The sequence below is a fragment of the Curtobacterium sp. MCPF17_003 genome (genome assembly GCF_003224385.1).
Classification (GTDB): Bacteria; Actinomycetota; Actinomycetes; order Actinomycetales; family Microbacteriaceae; genus Curtobacterium; species Curtobacterium flaccumfaciens.
Window position 1 is genome coordinate 23,504 of record NZ_QKLC01000008.1, and the last position, 18,484, is coordinate 41,987.

The 18,484-nt window shown below is 72.9% G+C and carries 12 protein-coding genes; 7 read left to right on the forward strand and 5 right to left on the reverse strand.

Annotation, left to right across the window (positions count from 1 at the left end; translation table 11 throughout):
• Positions 1 to 89: 89 nt before the first annotated feature.
• Both DEJ30_RS09665 and DEJ30_RS09670 read right to left on the reverse strand, forming a co-directional pair.
• Positions 90 to 1,073 (reverse strand): DUF2382 domain-containing protein, encoded by a 984-nt coding sequence (locus DEJ30_RS09665; protein ID WP_110860863.1) that lies wholly within the window; start codon positions 1,071 to 1,073, stop codon positions 90 to 92.
• Positions 1,074 to 1,166: 93 nt separating this feature from the next.
• Positions 1,167 to 1,856, reverse strand: coding sequence for a hypothetical protein (locus DEJ30_RS09670; protein ID WP_181420084.1), 690 nt, complete (start codon positions 1,854 to 1,856; stop codon positions 1,167 to 1,169).
• Positions 1,857 to 1,994: 138 nt separating this feature from the next.
• On the opposite strand from DEJ30_RS09670, the gene DEJ30_RS09675 reads away from it, so the two are divergent.
• Positions 1,995 to 3,188 (forward strand): NAD(P)/FAD-dependent oxidoreductase, encoded by a 1,194-nt coding sequence (locus DEJ30_RS09675; protein ID WP_110860865.1) that lies wholly within the window; start codon positions 1,995 to 1,997, stop codon positions 3,186 to 3,188.
• 43 nt (positions 3,189 to 3,231) lie between these two features.
• Here DEJ30_RS09675 and DEJ30_RS09680 read toward each other — a convergent pair whose 3' ends face one another.
• The 3 genes from DEJ30_RS09680 to DEJ30_RS09690 form a co-directional block, all read right to left on the reverse strand.
• Positions 3,232 to 4,101 (reverse strand): UbiA family prenyltransferase, encoded by an 870-nt coding sequence (locus DEJ30_RS09680; protein ID WP_110860867.1) that lies wholly within the window; start codon positions 4,099 to 4,101, stop codon positions 3,232 to 3,234.
• A gap of 42 nt (positions 4,102 to 4,143) precedes the next feature.
• A complete protein-coding gene (locus DEJ30_RS09685) occupies positions 4,144 to 5,730 on the reverse strand; it encodes a long-chain fatty acid--CoA ligase (protein WP_110861101.1) in 1,587 nt (528 codons plus the stop codon).
• A 71-nt stretch (positions 5,731 to 5,801) separates the two neighbouring features.
• Positions 5,802 to 6,707 (reverse strand): DMT family transporter, encoded by a 906-nt coding sequence (locus DEJ30_RS09690; protein ID WP_110860869.1) that lies wholly within the window; start codon positions 6,705 to 6,707, stop codon positions 5,802 to 5,804.
• A 71-nt stretch (positions 6,708 to 6,778) separates the two neighbouring features.
• On the opposite strand from DEJ30_RS09690, the gene DEJ30_RS09695 reads away from it, so the two are divergent.
• The 6 genes from DEJ30_RS09695 (at position 6,779) to DEJ30_RS09725 (ending at position 18,262) form a co-directional block, all read left to right on the forward strand.
• Entirely contained in the window at positions 6,779 to 7,627 is an 849-nt protein-coding gene (locus DEJ30_RS09695) for a LysR family transcriptional regulator (protein ID WP_110860871.1), read from the forward strand.
• A 70-nt stretch (positions 7,628 to 7,697) separates the two neighbouring features.
• Positions 7,698 to 8,912, forward strand: a complete 1,215-nt coding sequence (locus DEJ30_RS09700) for a sensor histidine kinase (RefSeq protein ID WP_110860873.1) — start codon at positions 7,698 to 7,700, stop codon at positions 8,910 to 8,912.
• Complete coding sequence (locus DEJ30_RS09705) at positions 8,900 to 9,622, forward strand: response regulator transcription factor (protein ID WP_110860875.1); 723 nt, start codon at positions 8,900 to 8,902, stop codon at positions 9,620 to 9,622. Before DEJ30_RS09700 ends, DEJ30_RS09705 begins: the two co-directional genes overlap by 13 nt.
• 53 nt (positions 9,623 to 9,675) lie before the next feature.
• Positions 9,676 to 10,488: a fructosamine kinase family protein gene (locus DEJ30_RS09710; RefSeq protein ID WP_110860877.1), complete on the forward strand. Its 813-nt coding sequence runs from the start codon at positions 9,676 to 9,678 to the stop codon at positions 10,486 to 10,488.
• 416 nt (positions 10,489 to 10,904) lie between these two features.
• The gene (locus DEJ30_RS09720) at positions 10,905 to 16,475 is read left to right on the forward strand and encodes a glutamate synthase-related protein (RefSeq protein ID WP_110860881.1); all 5,571 of its coding nucleotides are present in this window, start codon (positions 10,905 to 10,907) and stop codon (positions 16,473 to 16,475) included.
• Positions 16,472 to 18,262 carry a sulfite reductase subunit alpha gene (locus DEJ30_RS09725; protein WP_110860883.1) on the forward strand — a complete coding sequence of 597 codons (1,791 nt, stop codon included), beginning with the start codon at positions 16,472 to 16,474 and terminating at the stop codon, positions 18,260 to 18,262. The genes DEJ30_RS09720 and DEJ30_RS09725 overlap by 4 nt, the downstream gene beginning before the upstream one ends.
• Positions 18,263 to 18,484: the final 222 nt, after the last annotated feature.

Consider the following 18,484-nt stretch of genomic DNA (forward strand, 5'->3'; position numbering starts at 1 on the left):
GGACGGACGGGAGGCGCGGTGCCGGCTGGCACCGCGCCTCCCGTCCGTCCGCTCTCGCGTTCTCGGTCCCAGAACGCGTCGGCGACGCTTCAGCGACGCGTCGTGCCGTCCTGGTCGAGGTCGATCTCCTCGTGGGAGACGTCCTCGGAGACCTGCTGCTGCTCGGTCACGGTCTCCTTGCCGACGCGGACCCGCTCGACCGGGACGGTCTCCTTGTCGACGACGACGCGTTCTTCGTTCAGCGTCACCTCGTGCTGCTCGTCCGACAAGGCCGGGCCATCGAGCGCCGCACCGGCATTCGCGTCGGTGATCGGCTCCGTCTCGACGCGGAGCTCCTCGTGCTGCACCGGCACCGTGACGTTCTGCTGCTCGGTGACGACGTGCTTGCGGAGTCGGACGCGGCCGGCGGGGACCTGCTCGGTACCGACCTCGAGGCGTTCCTCGGAGCGGGTCATCGCGTCGTCGGTGTCCGGACCCGAGGTGTCGTGTCCGGCCGAGCGGGTCGTGCCCTGCCCGGTCGACGCGGACGAACCCTGCCCGGTGGATCCGGACGTGTCGCGGCCGGCAGCGCCCGCCGTCAGATCGGGGTCGGTACCGGTCGTCGCATCGGTCGCGTCGGAGGTCCCGCCGGTCTGCTGGTCGGCTTGCTGACCTGTCTCCTGCGGTGCCTGCTGCCGGGATTGCTGCCCGGCCTGCTGCCCGGTTTGCTGCCCGGTTTGGTGCCCGGCCTGCTGCCCGGTTTGCTGCCCGGTTTGGTGCCCGCCGCCGATCCCGTAGTGGTCGAAGACGCGGTCCTGCTCCTCGTCGCTGAGCTCGCCGTCGCCTTCGACCCGCGGAGCGTCCTTGATCTGGTCCTTGCCGAAGGCCACGCGGAGTTCGTCGCCACTGAGGTCGGCTCCCTCGAGCGGCACGAAGGACTCGGACCGCCCGAAGAGCCCGGTGCTGACGCTCGCGAAGAGCGGGTGTCCGTCCTGCTGGTCGACGTAGACCTGCTTGACGGTGCCGACCTTGGCACCGTCCGGATCGGTGACCTGCGCGCCGAAGACGCTGTTCAGGTTCGTGGAGTCGATCATGGTGTGTTCCCTTCCGTGCTGACGTGCTGACGTGCTGACGTGCTGACGTGCTGACGTGCTGACGTGCCGTCCTGCGGTCATGGCGGCCGGCGCTCAGCGGCCGAGGCCGACGCGGTCGACCCGGCGGTGGTAGCGCATCCCGAGGATCCCGCCGAGGACGGCCCCCACCAGGCTGATGACGGCGACGACGACCGCCGTGACGATGCCCGTCACGGTGAGGGTGCCCTCGTCGATCGGGATCCGCGGGAAGCTGTTGAGGTTGCCGAGGACGTTGAACTGCGACCCCGCGACGGCGGTGACCACCGCCACGACGACGGCGATGACGACCGCCCAGATCCACACGGCGATGCCCTGCTTCGCACCGGCGAACCGGGCCATCCGTCCGGCGACGTACCCGCCGCACAGGTAGGCGACGAAGAGGATCACGGCCAGGGCGATCGCACCGACGATCCCGACCACGTCACCGTTCCGGGTCACGTCCTTCGCCGCGTCGTCGACGTCGCCGCCGTTCTGGCCGAGGCCGACCCCGGCGCCCACCGCGCTGAGGATCGCCGTCAGGATGAGGGCGGTGCCCGTCGCGGTGAGCCAACCGAAGAAGGCCGATCCCCACTTGAAGCCGGAGAACTCCTCCTTCTCGCGCTCGAGCACGGTCTCGCGCTGGGTCGCGCCGCGTTCCGCCGGGACTGCTCGGGTCGCGCCGTCGGAGTCGTGCGCCGGCCCGGTCCCTGCGTCCCGCCGCGCGGCATCGACGTCGGGTCGGGTGCGGTCGTCGGGTGTGCTCATGGTCAACCTCCAAGGTGCTGGTCGTCCCCTCGGCGGAAGGCAACTCCGGCGCACGTGTGAGGCCGGACAGACGCCGGCACCGGACTGCGCTCTCGGTACATCCGGCCCGGCGGCACCGTCGCTCCGTAGGCTCGGCCCGTGAGCGCGGAACGAACGGACGTCCTGGTCGTCGGAGGTGGGCCCGTCGGCCTGTTCCTCGCGACGCTCCTCGCCAGGCGGGGTGTCGACGTCCGTGTGTGGGAACGACGGGTCGAACCCCCGACCGGTTCGCGGGCCATCGGCATCCACCCGCCGTCCCTCGACGCGTTCGCCGAGATCGGGCTGGACGCCGCGGTGCTCGCCGAGGCCTCGCTGGTGCACGCCGGAGTGGCCAGGAGCCGCGGTCGGACCCTCGGCACCCTGCGCTTCGAGCGAGCCTCGCCGGCCCATCCGTACGTGGCCACCCTCGACCAGCACCGCACCGAGTCCCTGCTCCGGGCCCGGCTCGGCACCAGCGCACCGGACGCCCTGCGCACCGGGACCACCCTGACCGCGTTGTCCCCGCACACCGACCACGTCGACGCCACCGGGACCGGACCGGACGGCGACACGGTGACGATCCGCGCGGGCTTCGTCGTCGGTGCCGACGGTGCCCGGAGCGTCGTCCGCGATCTGCTCGGCATCGGCACGACCGGACGCGAGTACCCGGACCGCTACGTGATGGGCGACTTCGCCGATCCAGAGGAGCCGTCAGCCCGGTCCGCCGCGCTGGTCGACGTCGGCCCGGACGGCGTCGTCGAGTCCTTCCCGCTGCCGGGTGCACGGCGCCGGTACGTCGCCCTGGTGCCGGACGACGACGCCTTCGCGGCGGCGGAACGCGGCGCGACGGCTGCTCCGGACCCCGTGGTCGTCAGACGTCTGGCCACACTCGTCGCGGACCGCACCGGCGTCGTCCCCGACCCCGTGAGCTGCTCGATGACCAGCGGCTTCCGGGTACGCCGTCGCACCGCCGACCGCGTGGGCGTCGGCCGGGTCGTGCTCATCGGGGACGCCGCCCACGAGATCAGCCCGATCGGCGGGCAGGGCATGAACCTCGGTTGGCTCGACGCCGCCGAGCTGGCGCCGCTGCTCGCGCGTGCGGTCCGCACCGGAGTCGCCGGTCCTTGGCCGAGGTACGCCGCCCGCCGTCAAGCAGCCGCCCGTCGTGCGGCCCGGCAGGCCGAGGTGAACATGGCCCTCGGCCGTCCGCTCGGCTCCGTCACGGCGACCGGCCGGGAGGCGCTGCTCCGGACCGCCCTGGCACTGCCGACCGCGCACGGCCTGGCCCGGCTCTACGCGATGCGCTGGGCCTGACGGCTCGCGTCGGGCGCGCAGACGCGCAGCGTGTTCCGCGTCGTCAGGCGACGAGTCGCGCGCCCGCGAAGCCGAGCTCGACGACGAGCACGAGGGACGACGCGATGACCAGCCGGAACAGGATGCGTGATGCCCGTCCCGCGAGCACCAACCGGACGCCGACGACCGCGAGCCCGGCCACCACGACGGCACCGAGGACCGCGAGCACGACCCCGAGGCCCCGCACCGGGTCGTCGCCGAGCACCTGTCCGCCGAGCACCAGGGCGGCCGCGACGACGAGCGAGGCGAACGCGACGATCCCCGCGCCACGGAGCCCGAGCCGGTGCGGGAACCCCCGGACACCGGTGGCGGCGTCGTCGACCAGGTCGGGGAGCACGTTCGTGCAGTGGATGGCGATCCCGAAGACGGCACCCGTGGCGATCGCCCACCACGCCGGCCACTGCCCCTCCGGCCCGGCCGCGACGGACACGACGGGCAGCAGCCCGAACGCGACGACGAACGGCGCCACCGACCACACCGAACGCTTCAGCCCGGCGTCGTAGGCCCACCCCGCTGCGACGAGCACCAGGTGCGCGACCGCGGCGACGGGACCCAGGAACAGCGAGAGCACCACGGCGGCCCCGGCCGTGGCGTACGCGGCCGTGCGGACGGTGCCGACGGCGATGAGCCCGCGGGCCACCGGCTTGTCGCTCCGCCCGACGGCCCGGTCGCGGTCCGCGTCGATCCAGTCGTTCGCCAGGCCGATCGACAGCTGCCCGGCGACGACCGTCAGCGCCACCAGGACCACGAGCCACACCGGGTGTCCGACGGCCGCGGCGATCACCGCGGCGAGGACGGTCACGGTGACGGTGGGCCCGGGATGCGACGACGCGAAGAGCAGTCGGACGATCGAAGGGGCGCTGCTGGCGGTCACCCGGTCAGCGTACGGATCGCCCCTGCGCGGTCGGGGCAGGGATCACGGAACGGCCGTCACCGCGACGCCGAACCGGTCGACGAGCTCGCGCTTGAGCACCTTGCCGCTCGGACCGAGCGGCAGCGCGTCGAGGACGTGCACCACCCGGGGGTACTTGTACGCGGCGATCTCGGCGGCGACGAAGTCGACCAGGACCTGCGGCTCGACGGACGCGCCCGCGTGCAGGACCACCGCGGCCTCGATCTCCTGTCCGTGCACCGCGTGCGGCACGCCGAACACCGCGGCCATCGCGACGTCGGGGTGGGTGGCGAGGACCTCCTCGACCTGCCGCGGATACACGTTGTAGCCGTTGCGGATGATCATGTCCTTGGTGCGGTCGACGATCGTCAGGTACCCGTCGTCGTCCTTCGTACCGAGGTCACCGGTGCGGAACCACCCGTCGACGATGGCCTCTGCGGTGTCCTCGGGCCGGTCGAGGTACCCGTTCATCAGGTTGTGGCCGCGGATCACGAGCTCGCCGATCTCGCCGTGCGGCAGCATGACGATGGCGTCGCGGACCTCGGGGTCGGCGATCTCGACGTCGACGCCCCACACGGGGGTACCGATCGTGCCGGGCCGCGGGGGCCGTCCGACGTGGTTGAAGGTGGCGACCGGCGAGGTCTCGGTCAGCCCGTACCCCTCGTGGATCGGCGCGTCGAAGACCTGCTGGAACCGCTCGAGCACCGCGAGCGGCAGCGAGGCACCGCCGGAGATCGCGTACCGGAGTGTCGGACGGGCCTCGGAGCGGGTCGCGGCGTCGAGCAGCGCCATGTACATCGTCGGGACGCCCATGAAGATGCCGCAGCCGTGCTCGACCATCGCGGCGAGCGCCGAGTCGCCGTCGAACCTCGGCAGCATGACGAGCGTCGCGCCGGTCCGGAACCCGGTGTTCATCGTGCAGGTCTGCCCGAACGTGTGGAACAGCGGCAGGGCGCCGAGCAGGACGTCCCCGCGGTGCATGTCGAACGTGGTCATCAGGTTCGTGTTGACCTGTTCGAGCAGCGAGAAGTGCGAACCCTCGGCACCCTTGGGCTGGCCGGTGGTGCCGCTCGTGTACAGGATCGTCGCGGTGTCGAACGGGTGCCGTGGCACGTAGGTGTCGAGCGGCACGCTCTGCTGCGCCAGCGCCTCGAGCCGGTCGGGGCCGACCGCGGACCCGTCGTCGGTCGTCGCCGGCGCGAGCACGGTCACGACGTCGACACCGGCGAGCTCGGCACCGGCAGCGCCCTCACCGAGCAGCGGGGCAGCACAGACGAGCAGGGTCGCTCCGCTGTCGCGCAGGACGTACTCGATCTCGCGGCGCTTCAGCAGCGCGTGCACGGGCACGGCCACCGCGCCGAGGGCCAGTGTGGCGTAGTAGACGCGGGGGAAGTCCGCGACGTTCGGCACGAGCATCGCCACCTTCGCCCCCTCGGTCACACCCCGCGCGCGGAGCGCCCCGGCGTAGGCCAGGGTCTGCGCCCACAGCTCGGCGTAGGTCGTGCGGACGTCGCCCACGATGACGGCGATGTCGTCCGGGTAGCGCGCCGCCGACTCGGCGAGGATGGCTGCGACCGACGCGGTCGCGCGGGTGGTGTGGGTGTCGTGCATGCCCGTCTCCGTCTTCGTCGACGACCTCGTCGTCGTCACCGCCGATCCTACGGCTCGACCCGGCGGACCGGTCAGGCGGCGGACGCCGCAGGTTCCCGCCGCCGGAGGAGCACCCCGGACGCCAGGGCGATCCCGAGCAGGACGACGAGTCCGCCGACGGGCTCGTTCCACCGCACCCGCTCCCCCAGCACGAGCACACCGAGGGCCACCCCGACCACCGGCGTCAGGTACGTGACGGTGGAGGCGCGACCGGCGCCCCACGCCTGCACGAGCCGGGTGTTCCAGGCGTAGGCCAGCCCCGTGCCGACGCAACCGAGCGCGATCATCGCGGCCACGATCCTCCCGTCCAGCTGCACCGGACCGGTCGCGATGACGGGCGCGACCAGCAGGAGCATCCCGGAGGCCAGCGTCAGCTGGACCGTCGCCAGCGTGACCGGGTCGTACGCGCTCGCCACGGCCACCCGGCGCAGGTAGGCGAGCCCGATGCCGTAGGACGTGGTCATGCCGAGCAGTGCGACCTGCCCCGGCACGCTCGCCAGGACCTCCGGGTCGGTCAGGACGTCCCACGGGCCGACCAGCACGAGCACCCCGACGATGCCGAGCACGATCCCGAGCACCTGCCGTCCGCGCAGCCGTTCGGACGGCACGAGCACCGCGAGCGCGGCCAGCGTCATGATCGGCGTGGTCGCGTTGTAGATGCTCGCGAGCCCGGACGGCACCGTCTGCTCGGCCCACGCCATCAGAGACGACGGCACCGCGTTGAGGAACACCGCGACGACCGCCAGGTGTGCCCACGTCCGCGGCTCCCGGGGCCACCGGCGCCGGGTGGCGAGCAACACGACCACGAGCGTCACCCCACCGAGCACGGTCCGCACGGTGGCGACCTGCTGCGGGGCGAGACCGTCGAGCCCGATCTTCGCGAAGAGGAAGCTCGAGCCCCAGGTCAGTGCGACGAGGGCGTAGAGGAGGGCGTTCACGTGGCCTAGTGTCGGACCAGCGAGTGACATGCGGCAAACGCATGGGGCTCATGCCGACATGAGGAGGACGCATGACCGTCTCGGTCCAGCAACTGCGCGCGTTCGTCGCCACGCTCGACGCCGGGTCCTTCACCGCGGCGGCGACCGCCCTGGGCGTCGGCCAGTCCGCGGTGTCCCACGCCGTCGCCGGGCTCGAACGCGAGGTCGGCGGCCCCGTGGTGCGCCGTGGCACGGTCGCCGCCGCCACACCGCTGGGCGACCGCCTGCTGGCCCACGCCCGCAGCGTGCTCGCCTCGGTCGAAGCCCTGGAGGCGGTGGTCCGGCCCGCCTCGGCGCGCGGCACCGTGCGCCTCGCCGCCGTCCCCACCGTCTGCCAGGGCCTGCTGCCGCGGCTCCGCGAGCTGTGGGCGGTGACCCTGCCGGACGTCGACGTGCAGGTCTACGAGGGGGACGACGACGAGATGCCGGAGTGGCTCGAGGCGGGCACCGTCGACGCCGCAGTGCTCGTCGACCCGTCGCCGGCACCCGCAGGTGGCGTGGTCGTGGCGCGGGACGAGATGGCCGCCGTGATCCGCCGCGACCACCCCCTCGCCGAACTGCCCGCGCTCACGCTCGACGACCTGCACGAGGACGGCCTGGTGGCGGGCGGCGGCGGCTGCGAGTACCAGGTCCAGAAGCTCCACGAGCTCGACGGCCGCCCCTTCCGCTACGCCCACCGGGTGCGGGAGATGAGCACGATGTTCGGGATGATCCAGCGAGGCGAGGGCGTGTCGATCGTGCCGACCCTGGGCCGCGGGATGCTGCCGCCCGACCTCGTGATGATCCCGATGGCCCGGCGGCTCGAACGGACCCTGGTGCTGAGCGGGCCGTCGTCCCGTGCGTGGCACCCGTTGGCGCGGGCCCTGGTCGACGCGGTCTGAGACACGGGGCACCCCCGACCTCCGACCTTCGGCGGATCCGCTCGTCCCGACGGCTCCCTAGGCTCGGGGCATGACCTCGACCGCGCTCCCCGCTGTGCCACTCGGGCAGCGTGTGTGGTCACAGAGCTGGCGTGTCGCCGTCGCGGCCCTGACCGGACTGCTCACGGCGGGGCTCGTGTGGCCGTCGATGGACACCCGCGGCTGGAGCGACCTGCACGTCGGCGCGCTGATCCTCGGCGATGTGGGTGCCGGTCTGGCTGCCCTCGTCCTCCTGCCGTTCCGGCACCGGGCACCGCTGTCGATCACGGTCGTCATCGCTGCCCTCAGCTCGGTGTCGACGTTGGCGGTCGGGGCGGCCGCGATCGCCACGGTGTCGCTCGCCACCCGGCGCCGGGCCGTCGAGCTCGCCGTCGCCGGTGCGGTGCTGCTCGGTGCCACGGTGCTCTACGACGTCGTCCTGGCGCCCCAGGACGACGCCATGCCGCTCTGGCAGATCCTCGTCGCCGGTGCCGTCGGCATCGCCCTGCTCGTCGCGATCGGCATCGGGATCGGACAGCGCCGGGCGCTCCTGCTGTCCCTGCGCGAGCGCGCGGCCCTGCTCGAACGCGACCAGCAGCTGCGCGAGGACCGTGCCCGCGAGCAGGAGCGCGCCCACATCGCCCGCGAGATGCACGACGTCCTGGGCCACCGGCTGTCCCTGGTCGCGCTGCACGCCGGTGCACTCGAGTACCGCGGCCCGGGGCTCACCCCCGACGAGACCGCCGCGGCGGCCGGGGTCGTGCGGGCCGAGGCGCACTCCGCGCTCACCGACCTGCGCGACGTCCTCGGGGTGTTGCGCGACCCCGCGGCGAACGGCGGCGACGAGGTGACCGGCACCGCGCCTCCGCAGCCGACCCTCGTCGACCTGCCCACCCTGCTCGACCAGGCGCGTGCCGGCGGTGCGACCGTCCGGGCGCGCGTCGACGCCGACAGTGCGGCGGTACCGACCGCCGTGGGGCGACACGCCTACCGGATCGTGCAGGAGTCACTGACGAACGCCCGAAGGCACGCCCCAGGAGAGCCCGTCGACGTCGTGGTCGAGACCGTCCGCGGGTCGGCGATCCGGGTGGTGGTGTCGAACACGCTGGCCGACGGACCTGCGCCCGCGGACGCCTCCGGGCACTCGGCCGGGCACGGCCTGCGCGGGCTCGCCGAACGCGCCCGTCTCGTCGGCGGGAGCTTCCGCGCCGGCAGCGACGACGGACGCGTGCACGTGGTCGAGGCGGTGCTGCCGTGGACCCCGTGACCGCTCCCGTCCGCGTCGTCCTGGTCGACGACGACCAGCTCGTGCGCGTCGGGCTCCGCATGCTGCTCAGCGGCGACGACGGCCTGGTGGTCGTGGGCGAAGCGGGCGACGGGCTCGAAGCCGAGGGTGTCATCGCGTCGACCGCGCCCGACGTCGTGCTCATGGACATCCGGATGCCCCGGTGCGACGGACTCGTCGCCACCGAACGCGAACTGCGCCGACGACCCGACCTGGCCGTCCTGGTGCTGACGACCTTCGAGGGCGACGACCTCGTGCTCGGAGCACTGCAGGCCGGTGCCCGTGGGTTCCTGCTCAAGGACACCGCGCCGCACGAACTCGTGCAGGCCGTGCGGACCGTGGCGGCCGGGCGCTCGATCCTGTCCCCGTCCGTGCTCGACCGGGTCATCGCGTTCGCGGCCGGGCCACGCTCGGGCCAGGCGGCCGGTGGCCGGGGCGGCGGAACGGCCGGCGCCGCTGCGGACGACACCGAAGCGCGCCGGCTGCTCGCCCTGCTGACCGAGCGGGAACGGGAGGTCGCACTCGCCGTGGCGAACGGGGCGTCCAACGCGCAGATCGCCGCCGACCTGTACGTGGGACTCGCCACCGTGAAGACGCACGTCGGGCACGTGTACGAGAAGTTCGGCGTCGAGAACCGGGTGCAGCTGGCACTCGTGGTGCACGCGGCCCGGCGGGGAGAGCCGAGCGCGTGACCGGGTGACCGTCGGCTGAACGGTCGACGGTGCTCCCTCGGCAGGATGGGCCGATGGCCGAGACGCACGTGAAGACGTTCACCACCGCGGACGAGGCGGCAGCCGAAGCCGCCGGGCTCGCCTGGCTCGCCCAGGCCGAGGACACCGGAGGGACCCGCATCGCCCGTGTGCTGGGGCGTCCGGGCCCGACCGTGCTCGACCTCGAGTTGATCTCCGACGGCTCGCCCACCGCCGCCCAGGCCGAGCGGTTCGGCCGCTCCCTCGCCCACATGCACGCCGCCGGCGCCGATCACTGGGGTGCGCCGCCCGCCGGATGGACCCGCGGTGCGGCACTGCGGATGGGCCGCTCTCGCACGCCGTTCGCCGCGGCCGAGCAGGCGCCGGCGACCTGGGGCGAGTTCTTCGCCGAGTACCGCATCCGCGACTTCGTCCGGCGCATCGTCGACGCCGGCGGGTTCGACCGCGATGAGGCCGCCGTGCTCGAGCGGGTCGCGCAGCGCGTGCAGGACGGAACCCTCGGGTCGCCGCAGCCCGTGCTCGTCGGGGACCGCCCCGCGCGCCTGCACGGCGACCTGTGGGCCGGTAACGTCCTCTGGCCGACGGACCCGTCCGAACCGACCGGCGCCGTGCTCATCGACCCGATCGCCCACGGCGGCCACGCGGAGACCGACCTGGCACTGCTCGGGCTGTTCGGGCTCCCCCGGCTCGAGACGGTGCTCGCCGCCTACGACCGGGAGTCACGGCTGGCCGACGGCTGGAAGGAGCGCGTCGAGCTCCACCAGCTCGCACCGCTGCTGCTGCACGTGTTCCTGTTCGGCGGCTCGTACACCGGCGCCGCACTCCGGGCAGCACAGCGGTACGCCTGACCCCTCGAACGGTGCGAGGAGCGCGCGGTGCCGCGCGGGATCGGCGAGCTCATCCGCCCCGGAACCACCCTGGCGGCCGACGCCAGCACGGCGGTCACCGGGTCCGTCCCACGGGCTGGCGTGGCGGGTGCGAGCAGCACGGCACCTGCCGCCGCGTCGCTCCTCCCGGTGCGAGGTCGTCCACTCGGTGCGGCGCTGCGACCTCGCACCGGGTGATCGACCTCGCACCAGCCGGAGAACCCCGCGCCGCGCCCCACACCACCCGTGTTGCACGGTCGGTATACCAAGCCGTAGCATCGCCCTACCGCACCACCACCCCACAGGGCCCGACTGCCACCATCGGTCTGCCCGCGGCGAGCGCTCCATCGATGCAGCCCGCGCCGTCCGCTGTCGGCAACGCCCCACTGGACCCGCACGTGAACCCCACCTCTTTCGGTCTCTACGACCCTGCCCGCGAATCGAGCGATTGCGGCGTCGGTTTCATCACCCGTCTCGACGGGACGCCGAGCCACGACGTCATCCGCAAGGGCGACGAAGCGCTCTGCTCCATCCCGCACCGCGGCGGCAAGTCCGCCGAGGGTGTCGGCGACGGCGCGGGTGTCAGCATCGACCTGTCGGTGGAGTTCTTCAGCGCCATCACCGGTGAGCAGCTGCGCGCCGGGCACTTCGGCGTCGCGAACTGCTTCGTGCCGAGCAGCGACGGAGCCGACGGCACCGACGAGCGCGCCCGTGCCGAGCAGACCGTCACGGACGCCATCACGGCCGAGGGCTTCGAGCTGTTGCTGGTCCGTGACGTCCCGGTGGACCACTCCGTCGCGCGCCCCGAGGCCGAGCAGTACCAGCTGCCGATCGTGCAGTGGGTCTTCCGGGCACCGTCCGACTGGGACCGCACCGAGGTCGACGCCGCCGCGAACCGCGCCCTGCTCGCCATCGAGGCCGTCTCCTACGCCCAGGCCGCCGCCGAGCGCGCCGAGCACGCCGCCCTGTACCCGCTGTCGCTCAGCGCCCGGACCCAGATCCTGAAGGGCCGGCTGAACTCCGGCGAGGTGATCGGGTACTTCACCGACCTGCGCGACCCCCGGCACTCGGTGCGGACGCTGTACTTCCACACCCGGTTCTCGACGAACACCGAGCCGCACCCGACGATGGCGCAGCCGTTCCGCCTGATGGCGCACAACGGCGAACTGAACACCGACCGCAAGAACCGGCTGTCGGACGAGGCGCTCGCGCGGGCCCGCACCCGGAGCATCGTCCGCCCGCCCGGGCAGTCGGACTCGAGCCGGCTCGACCAGACCCTGCAGAGCCGCGTGTTCGACGACGGGCTCGAGATCATCGAGGCCGTGGTCTCGCTCATGCCGCCGGCGTGGGAGAACGACCGCACCCTGACCCCGGACGTCCGGGACATGCTCGAGTACTTCTCGCTGTACGAGGAGAAGAACGACGGTCCCGCCGCCGTGATCTTCAGCGACGGCGACGTCGTCGGCGCCCGCCTGGACCGCCTGGGCCTGCGCCCGCTGCGCACCGTCGAGACGGCCGAGTACCTGATGGTGTCGTCCGAGGCCGGCCAGGTCGAGTTCGACGCCGACGAGGTCGTGCACCGGGGCCGCATCGAGGCCGGCGGCATGCTCGTCGTCGACCACCGCACCGGCACCCGCATGCGCACGGGCGAGGTGCTGCACATGCTCGCGGCCCGCCGTGACTACGGCACCCTGCTCGACGCCGCTCGCGTGAACCTGGACGACGTGCCCGCTCCGGACTACGAGCGCACGACGTCCACCCTGGGCTACGACGGCGATCTGTCGCTCGCCGGCCGGTACGTGGCGTACTCGCTGAACCAGGAGAGCTTCCGGTTCATGCTCGACCCGATGCTGCAGAACGGGTCGGAGCGCATCTCGGCGATGGGTTACGGCAACGCGATCAACGCCCTGAGCGACACCGAGGGCGGCATGGCGAAGTACTTCTCGCAGCGCTTCGCCCAGGTGACGAACCCGCCGCTCGACTCGATCCGCGAGGCGGACGGGATGTCGATGCGCGTGGCACTCGGCGCGAAGCCGGACGGCACGGGCACCACGGGGCGTCAGCTCGTCGTGCAGTCGCCGATCCTCGGGCACCTCGACATGGTGCGGCTGCGCGAGCAGGACATCGTCCCGCTCGAGCGCTTCGACATGCTCTACGTGCCGGTGCCCGCCGACGAGCAGGCCAACGCCGACGCGATGCGCGGCGCGTTGGACGTGCTGTGCGACGCGATCGAGGCCTTCGCGGCGCGCGGTGGCGGGATCGCGGTCGTGACCGACCGCGAGGTGTCGTCGACCCATGCGCCCCTCCCCGTGATCCTGGCCGTGGCCGCCGTGAACCAGCGGCTCATCGAGACCGGTCTGCGCCTGCGGGTGTCCGTCGTCGCGGAGAGCGGTCAGCTGCCATCGTCACACCACGTCGCGACCGCGCTGGGCTTCGGTGCCGCCGCTGTGTACAGCTTGAGCGCTCGGCTGCGTGCGGAGGAGAAGTACCCCGCCGCACCCGCACCCGCCGGCGAGCTGACCGCGACCGACCTGGCACTCAAGCAGTTCCGCAAGGCCGCCGAGAAGGCCCTGGCGAAGACCATGGGCCGCGTCGGCCTGTGCACCGCCGAGAGCTACATCGGTGGCGAGTTCTTCGAGCCGAACTACCTCGACACCGGCGACGACGTGCTCGCGCGGATCTTCCCGCACATGCAGGCACCGGTCGGCGGCGTCGGCTTCGCGCGCATCGCCCAGGCGGCGACGGACTGGCACGAGCGTGCCCGTTCGGTGGCGTCCGAGGGCCAGGTCCCGCTGCTCGGCCTGTTCAAGGAACGCTCCGACGGCGCCGGCCACTCGTTCGGTGTCGCGAGCGTCCGCGGGTTCGGCGGCATGACCGAGGAGCGCCCGGCCTTCGAACGCTCCGGCGACTCGGACGCGCTGCGCCTGCTCACGCTCGGCCAGCTCGACGACTCGTTCGGCATCACCGACGCCGCGTACCGGAACACCGGGTACGACCGGCTGAGCGATGCCGAGATCGACGCACACCGCATCACGCCGGGCTACGTCACGTTCCTGCAGACGACCCACGACGAGCGGTCCCGCCGCCCCGCCGCGCTCCGCGACGTGCTCGCGCTGCCCGCGGACGTCACCGGCATCGACACGGCCGAGGACTTCGCCCGCGAGCTCGGCCGCTTCTCGACGAGCGGCAACGCCAGCGTCACCGTGCGCGGGCTCTCCGGCTCGCGTCCGTCGGACGACCAGGACCTGCCGGGAGGCACGGAGCGGTTCCGCCTGGAGCTCACGTCGACGGGGACCACGGGTGCACTGCGCCACGCGGCCCTGGCGGACGGCCTCGCGCTGCTCCACCCGGGGCAGATCGACGTCGACGCCGTCGACGACACCGGGGTGACGCTCCGCGCCACCGGTGCGGCCGTCGCCCTGCTCGCGCTGCTGCAGAGCGCCCCGGCGAGCGTCGAGCTCGACGAGGTGCAGCCGGCCCACGAGATCACCCGGACCCTGGCGTCCGGTGCGATGAGCCACGGCGCACTCGTCGCCACCGCCCACGAGGCCGTCGCGCACGGCACGAACATGGTCGGCGGCATGTCGAACAGCGGTGAGGGCGGCGAGCACCACTCCCGCTACGGCACCATCCGCGGCTCGCGCATCAAGCAGTTCGCCTCGGGCCGGTTCGGCATCTGGGCCGGCTACCTCGCCGACCCCATGCTCGAGGAGCTCGAGATCAAGATCGGCCAGGGCGCGAAGCCCGGCGAGGGTGGTCAGCTGCCCGCACCCAAGGTCACGGTGGACATCGCCGCGGCCCGTGGTGGTACGCCCGGCGTCGAGCTGATCTCGCCGCCGCCGCACCACGACACGTACTCGATCGAGGACCTCGCGCAGCTCATCCACGACTGCAAGGCCGCCCGCGTCCGGGTGATCGTGAAGCTCGTCTCGTCCGAGGGCATCGGCACCATCGCGGTCGGCGTCGCGAAGGCGGGCGCCGACGTGATCAACGTCGCGGGCAACACCGGCGGCACCGGTGCCGCGGCCGTCACCAGCCTGAAGTACGCCGGCCGCTCCGCCGAGATCGGCGTCGCCGAGGTGCACCAGGCCCTGGTCGCGAACGGCCTGCGCCAGAAGGTCACGCTCCGCTGCTCGGGTGCGCACCAGACCGGCAGCGACGTCGTCACGAGCGCCCTGCTCGGCGGCGACAGCTTCGAGTTCGGCACGACCGCGCTCATGATGCTCGGCTGCGTGATGGCCAAGAACTGCAACGTGAAGTGCCCGGCGGGCCTGACCACGAACGCCGAGGCGTTCGAGGGCGACCCCCGCGCGCTCGCGCAGTACCTGCTCAACATCGCCCACGACGTGCGGCAGATCCTGGCCCGTCTCGGCCTGCGTTCCCTGCGGGAGGCCCGCGGCCGGACCGACCTGCTGCAGCTCCTGGACCACCCGGCGAGCGTGGGCCGGCTCGACGCCCGCGCCCTGCTCGCCCAGGTGCCCGAGAAGGTCGTCGCGGACCCGGAGTACCTGGAGAAGGACTTCCACACCGACGACGCCCTGCTCGAGCGCGTCCGCACCGCCCTCGTCGACCACGCGCAGGAGCACGTGCTCGTGCACGGCGTGCTGCTCGGCAACGCCGACAAGTCGGTCGGCGGTCAGCTCGGCATCGACCTCGAGCGTCTGCTCAACCACGAGCTCGGGGCCGAGGACGTGCAGGGCCTGCCCGCCGTGACGACGGACGACCGCGGACGCCGCCGGCTGGTGGACGGCGCGGTCACGATCCGCACGCAGGGCTCGGCCGGGCAGTCCTACGGCGTCTTCAACAACGACGGCGTCGTGCTCGAGCACACCGGCACCGCGAACGACGGCGTCGGCAAGAGCCAGAGCGGCGGACGGATCATCGTCCGCGCCCCCGGTGGCGGCAGCGCCGAGCAGGGCGGCAACGTGCTGGTCGGCAACTTCGCGCTGTTCGGGGCCACCGGTGGTCGCACCTTCGTCGAGGGCGAGGCCGGTGACCGGTTCGCCGTCCGCAACTCCGGTGCGACCGCCGTCGTCGAGGGCCTCGGCGACTTCGGGTGCGAGTACATGACCGGCGGCGCCGTGTTCAACCTCGGCGCGTTCGGCAAGGGCCTCGGCAACGGCATGTCCGGCGGGTTCCTGTACCAGTACGACCCCTCCGGCCAGGTCGCCGAGCGTGCCAGCACGGACTCGCTCCTGGTGTTCCCGGTCACCGACACCGAGCGCGGTGCGTTCCACGAGGCCGCCGCTCGCCTGCTGCTCGAGTGGCACCTCGAGGCGACGGGTTCGGCCCTGGCCGAGCGGCTGCTCGCCGAGTGGGACACCGCCCGCGCGCACGTCTACGTCGGCATGCCCCGTGCCCTGCTGCTCACGCAGGACGCCGGCGAGATCCTCGCGGCGGCGACCCGGCCCGAGCTCCTCGACGAGCTCGCGACCTCGATCGCCACCGACAAGCTCCGCGCGTTCAAGCTCGACTACCGCGACCAGCGCACGGTGCTCGACGGTCGTGCCCCGGCGCTCGGCGACCAGGGCGAGGACATGTTCTCGCTGCTGTCGTCGTACACCGTGCTCGGGGTCGCCCAGGACGTCGCCCTGGAGCGCGTCCCGGGTGCGTTCGGTGCCGCCGACCCGCGGGTCGCCGAGGCCGTCAAGAACCTCGTGCTCACCGAGGACTTCTCCGTCAAGCAGCGCGTCGTGAAGTACCTGCGCGGGACGCTCGACCGGTTCGCCGACGACCAGCTCGCGACCCTCATCGCGATCAAGCGGCTCGACGACTACAAGCGCGCGCTCACGCAGCGGAACAACCGCAGCATGGACGCGCCGGGCACCACGGGGTGGATCATGCACCAGAACGCCAAGAACGACGGCCGCGTCCGCGAGGCCCGCTTCGACGAGCTGCTCGCCACCGCGGCGCTCGAGGACATCGCCCGCCGTGCACCGCAGGCGCCGACCGAGGCGGTGACCGCGTGAGCCTGCTCCCCCCGACCGGGTCGCTGATCCCCGTCGACGCACCGTTCTCGGCCGCCCAGGAGTCCTGGCTCGCCGGGTTCATCGCGGGCATCGCCGCCGCCGGCAAGAAGGTCGCAGCCAGCGCGCCCACGACGACGATCGACGTGCTCTTCGGCACCCAGACCGGCAACGCCGAGTTCCTGGCCGACGAGCTCGTCGCCGGCGCGAAGGCCCGCGGACTCGGCGGTCGTGCCAGCGCGCTCGACGCCGTCACCCCCGAGCAGCTCGCCGAGATGTCGCACGTGCTCGTCGTCACCTCGACCTACGGCGAGGGCGAGATGCCCGACAACGCCGGGCTGTTCTGGGACGCGATCCAGGCGAGCACCGTGCCGCGGCTCGAGGGGCTGCAGTACGCCGTCCTGGGCCTCGGCGACACGAGCTACGACGAGTTCTGCCAGGCCGGCAAGCTCCTCGACACCCGGTTCGAGCAGCTCGGCGCGACCCGGGTCCACGACCGCGTCGACTGCGACGTCGACTTCGAGGACCCGGCCGCTCTGTGGACCGCGGCGGTCCTCGACCGCCTCGCCGCCGAGGCCGGCGCGACGGCTGCACCCGGCGCGACCGCGGGCGGTGGTGCCGGCGACGGTGCCGGCGCGACCGGCGGGGCGGGCGCGAGCCGTGCCTCCCGTCCGGGGTCGCAGTGGAACAAGCGCAACCCGTACCCGTCGCGCCTGGTCGAGAACCGGCTGCTCTCCTCGCCGCGCAGCGCGAAGGAGATCCGGCACTACGAGTTCGACCTCGGCGACTCGGGCATCGAGTACGCGGCCGGCGACGCCCTGGCGGTCGTGCCGGTGAACGACGAGGTCTTCGTGGCGGACCTGCTCGAGCAGGTCGGCGCGAACGGCGGCGAGGCGTTCGACGGCCGGCCGATCACCGAGGTCCTGCGGACCGACCGTGAGATCCGGACGCCCTCGAAGGACCTCATCGCCGACCTGGTGCAGCGCGCGCCGTCGAGCGAGCTCGCGGCCGTCGTGGCGCACGGCGACAAGCACGAGCTAGACCGCTGGCTCTGGGGACGCGACGTCCTCGACCTGCTCCGCGACGCCGGACCGGCCGCCCCGGGACTCGACGAGCTGCTGCCGAACCTGCGGCCGCTGCAGGCGCGGCAGTACTCGATCTCGTCGAGTCCGCTGGCCCACCCGGACCGCATCCACCTGACCATCGCGTCCGTGCGCTACGGCGACCCGCACCGGATGTACGCCGGTGTCGCGTCGACGTTCCTGGCCGACCGGGTCGACCCGGACGGCACCGTCGACGTCTACCTGCAGCCGAACGCGTCGTTCGGGGTGCCGGCGGACGAGTCGGCCCCGATGATCATGATCGGACCGGGCACGGGTGTCGCGCCGTTCCGCGGGTTCCTGCACGAGCGGGCCGTGTCCGGGGCGACGGGACGCAACTGGCTGTTCTTCGGCGACCAGCACCGGGACACCGACTTCGTGTACCAGGACGAGCTCACCGAGCTGCAGGAACAGGGCGTGCTCGACCGCCTCGACCTTGCGTTCTCGCGAGACCAGGCCGAGAAGGTCTACGTGCAGACCCGGATGCTCGAGCGCTCGGCGGAGCTCTTCGCCTGGCTCGAGGACGGCGGCCACGTGTACGTGTGCGGCGACGCCTCACGCATGGCGAAGGACGTCGAGGCCGCGCTGCTCCAGGTCATCCGGACCGGACGCGGGCGCGGCGAGGACGACGCGCAGGCGTACCTGGCCGACATGCGTCGCGCGAAGCGGTACGTGCGCGACGTCTACTGAGCCGCATGCAGACGGGATGAGTCCGCCCCGGCCACGGAACCCGAATCCGATGGCCGGGGCGGTCCCGGAGGAGCGCCGGTCGATGGGGGCGGACCGGCGAGCCCTGCAGCGTGACGCACGCATCACCGACGCGTGGCGCCGGTGACCCGAGCAGGGAGTCCCCTGATCCGGGACTCACGTCCCTCGCTCGTCTCGGCCACCGGTGGTTGGTCGGCACCGGAC

Excerpts from the sequence above, each read along its gene's own strand:
- DEJ30_RS09665 (WP_110860863.1), bottom strand. The coding sequence starts at position 1,073 with ATGATCGACTCCACGAACCTGAACAGCGTCTTCGGCGCGCAGGTCACC.
- DEJ30_RS09670 (WP_181420084.1), bottom strand. The coding sequence starts at position 1,856 with ATGAGCACACCCGACGACCGCACCCGACCCGACGTCGATGCCGCGCGG.
- DEJ30_RS09685 (WP_110861101.1), bottom strand. The coding sequence starts at position 5,730 with ATGCACGACACCCACACCACCCGCGCGACCGCGTCGGTCGCAGCCATC.
- DEJ30_RS09700 (WP_110860873.1), top strand. The coding sequence starts at position 7,698 with ATGACCTCGACCGCGCTCCCCGCTGTGCCACTCGGGCAGCGTGTGTGG.
- DEJ30_RS09695 (WP_110860871.1), top strand. The coding sequence starts at position 6,779 with ATGACCGTCTCGGTCCAGCAACTGCGCGCGTTCGTCGCCACGCTCGAC.
- DEJ30_RS09710 (WP_110860877.1), top strand. The coding sequence starts at position 9,676 with ATGGCCGAGACGCACGTGAAGACGTTCACCACCGCGGACGAGGCGGCA.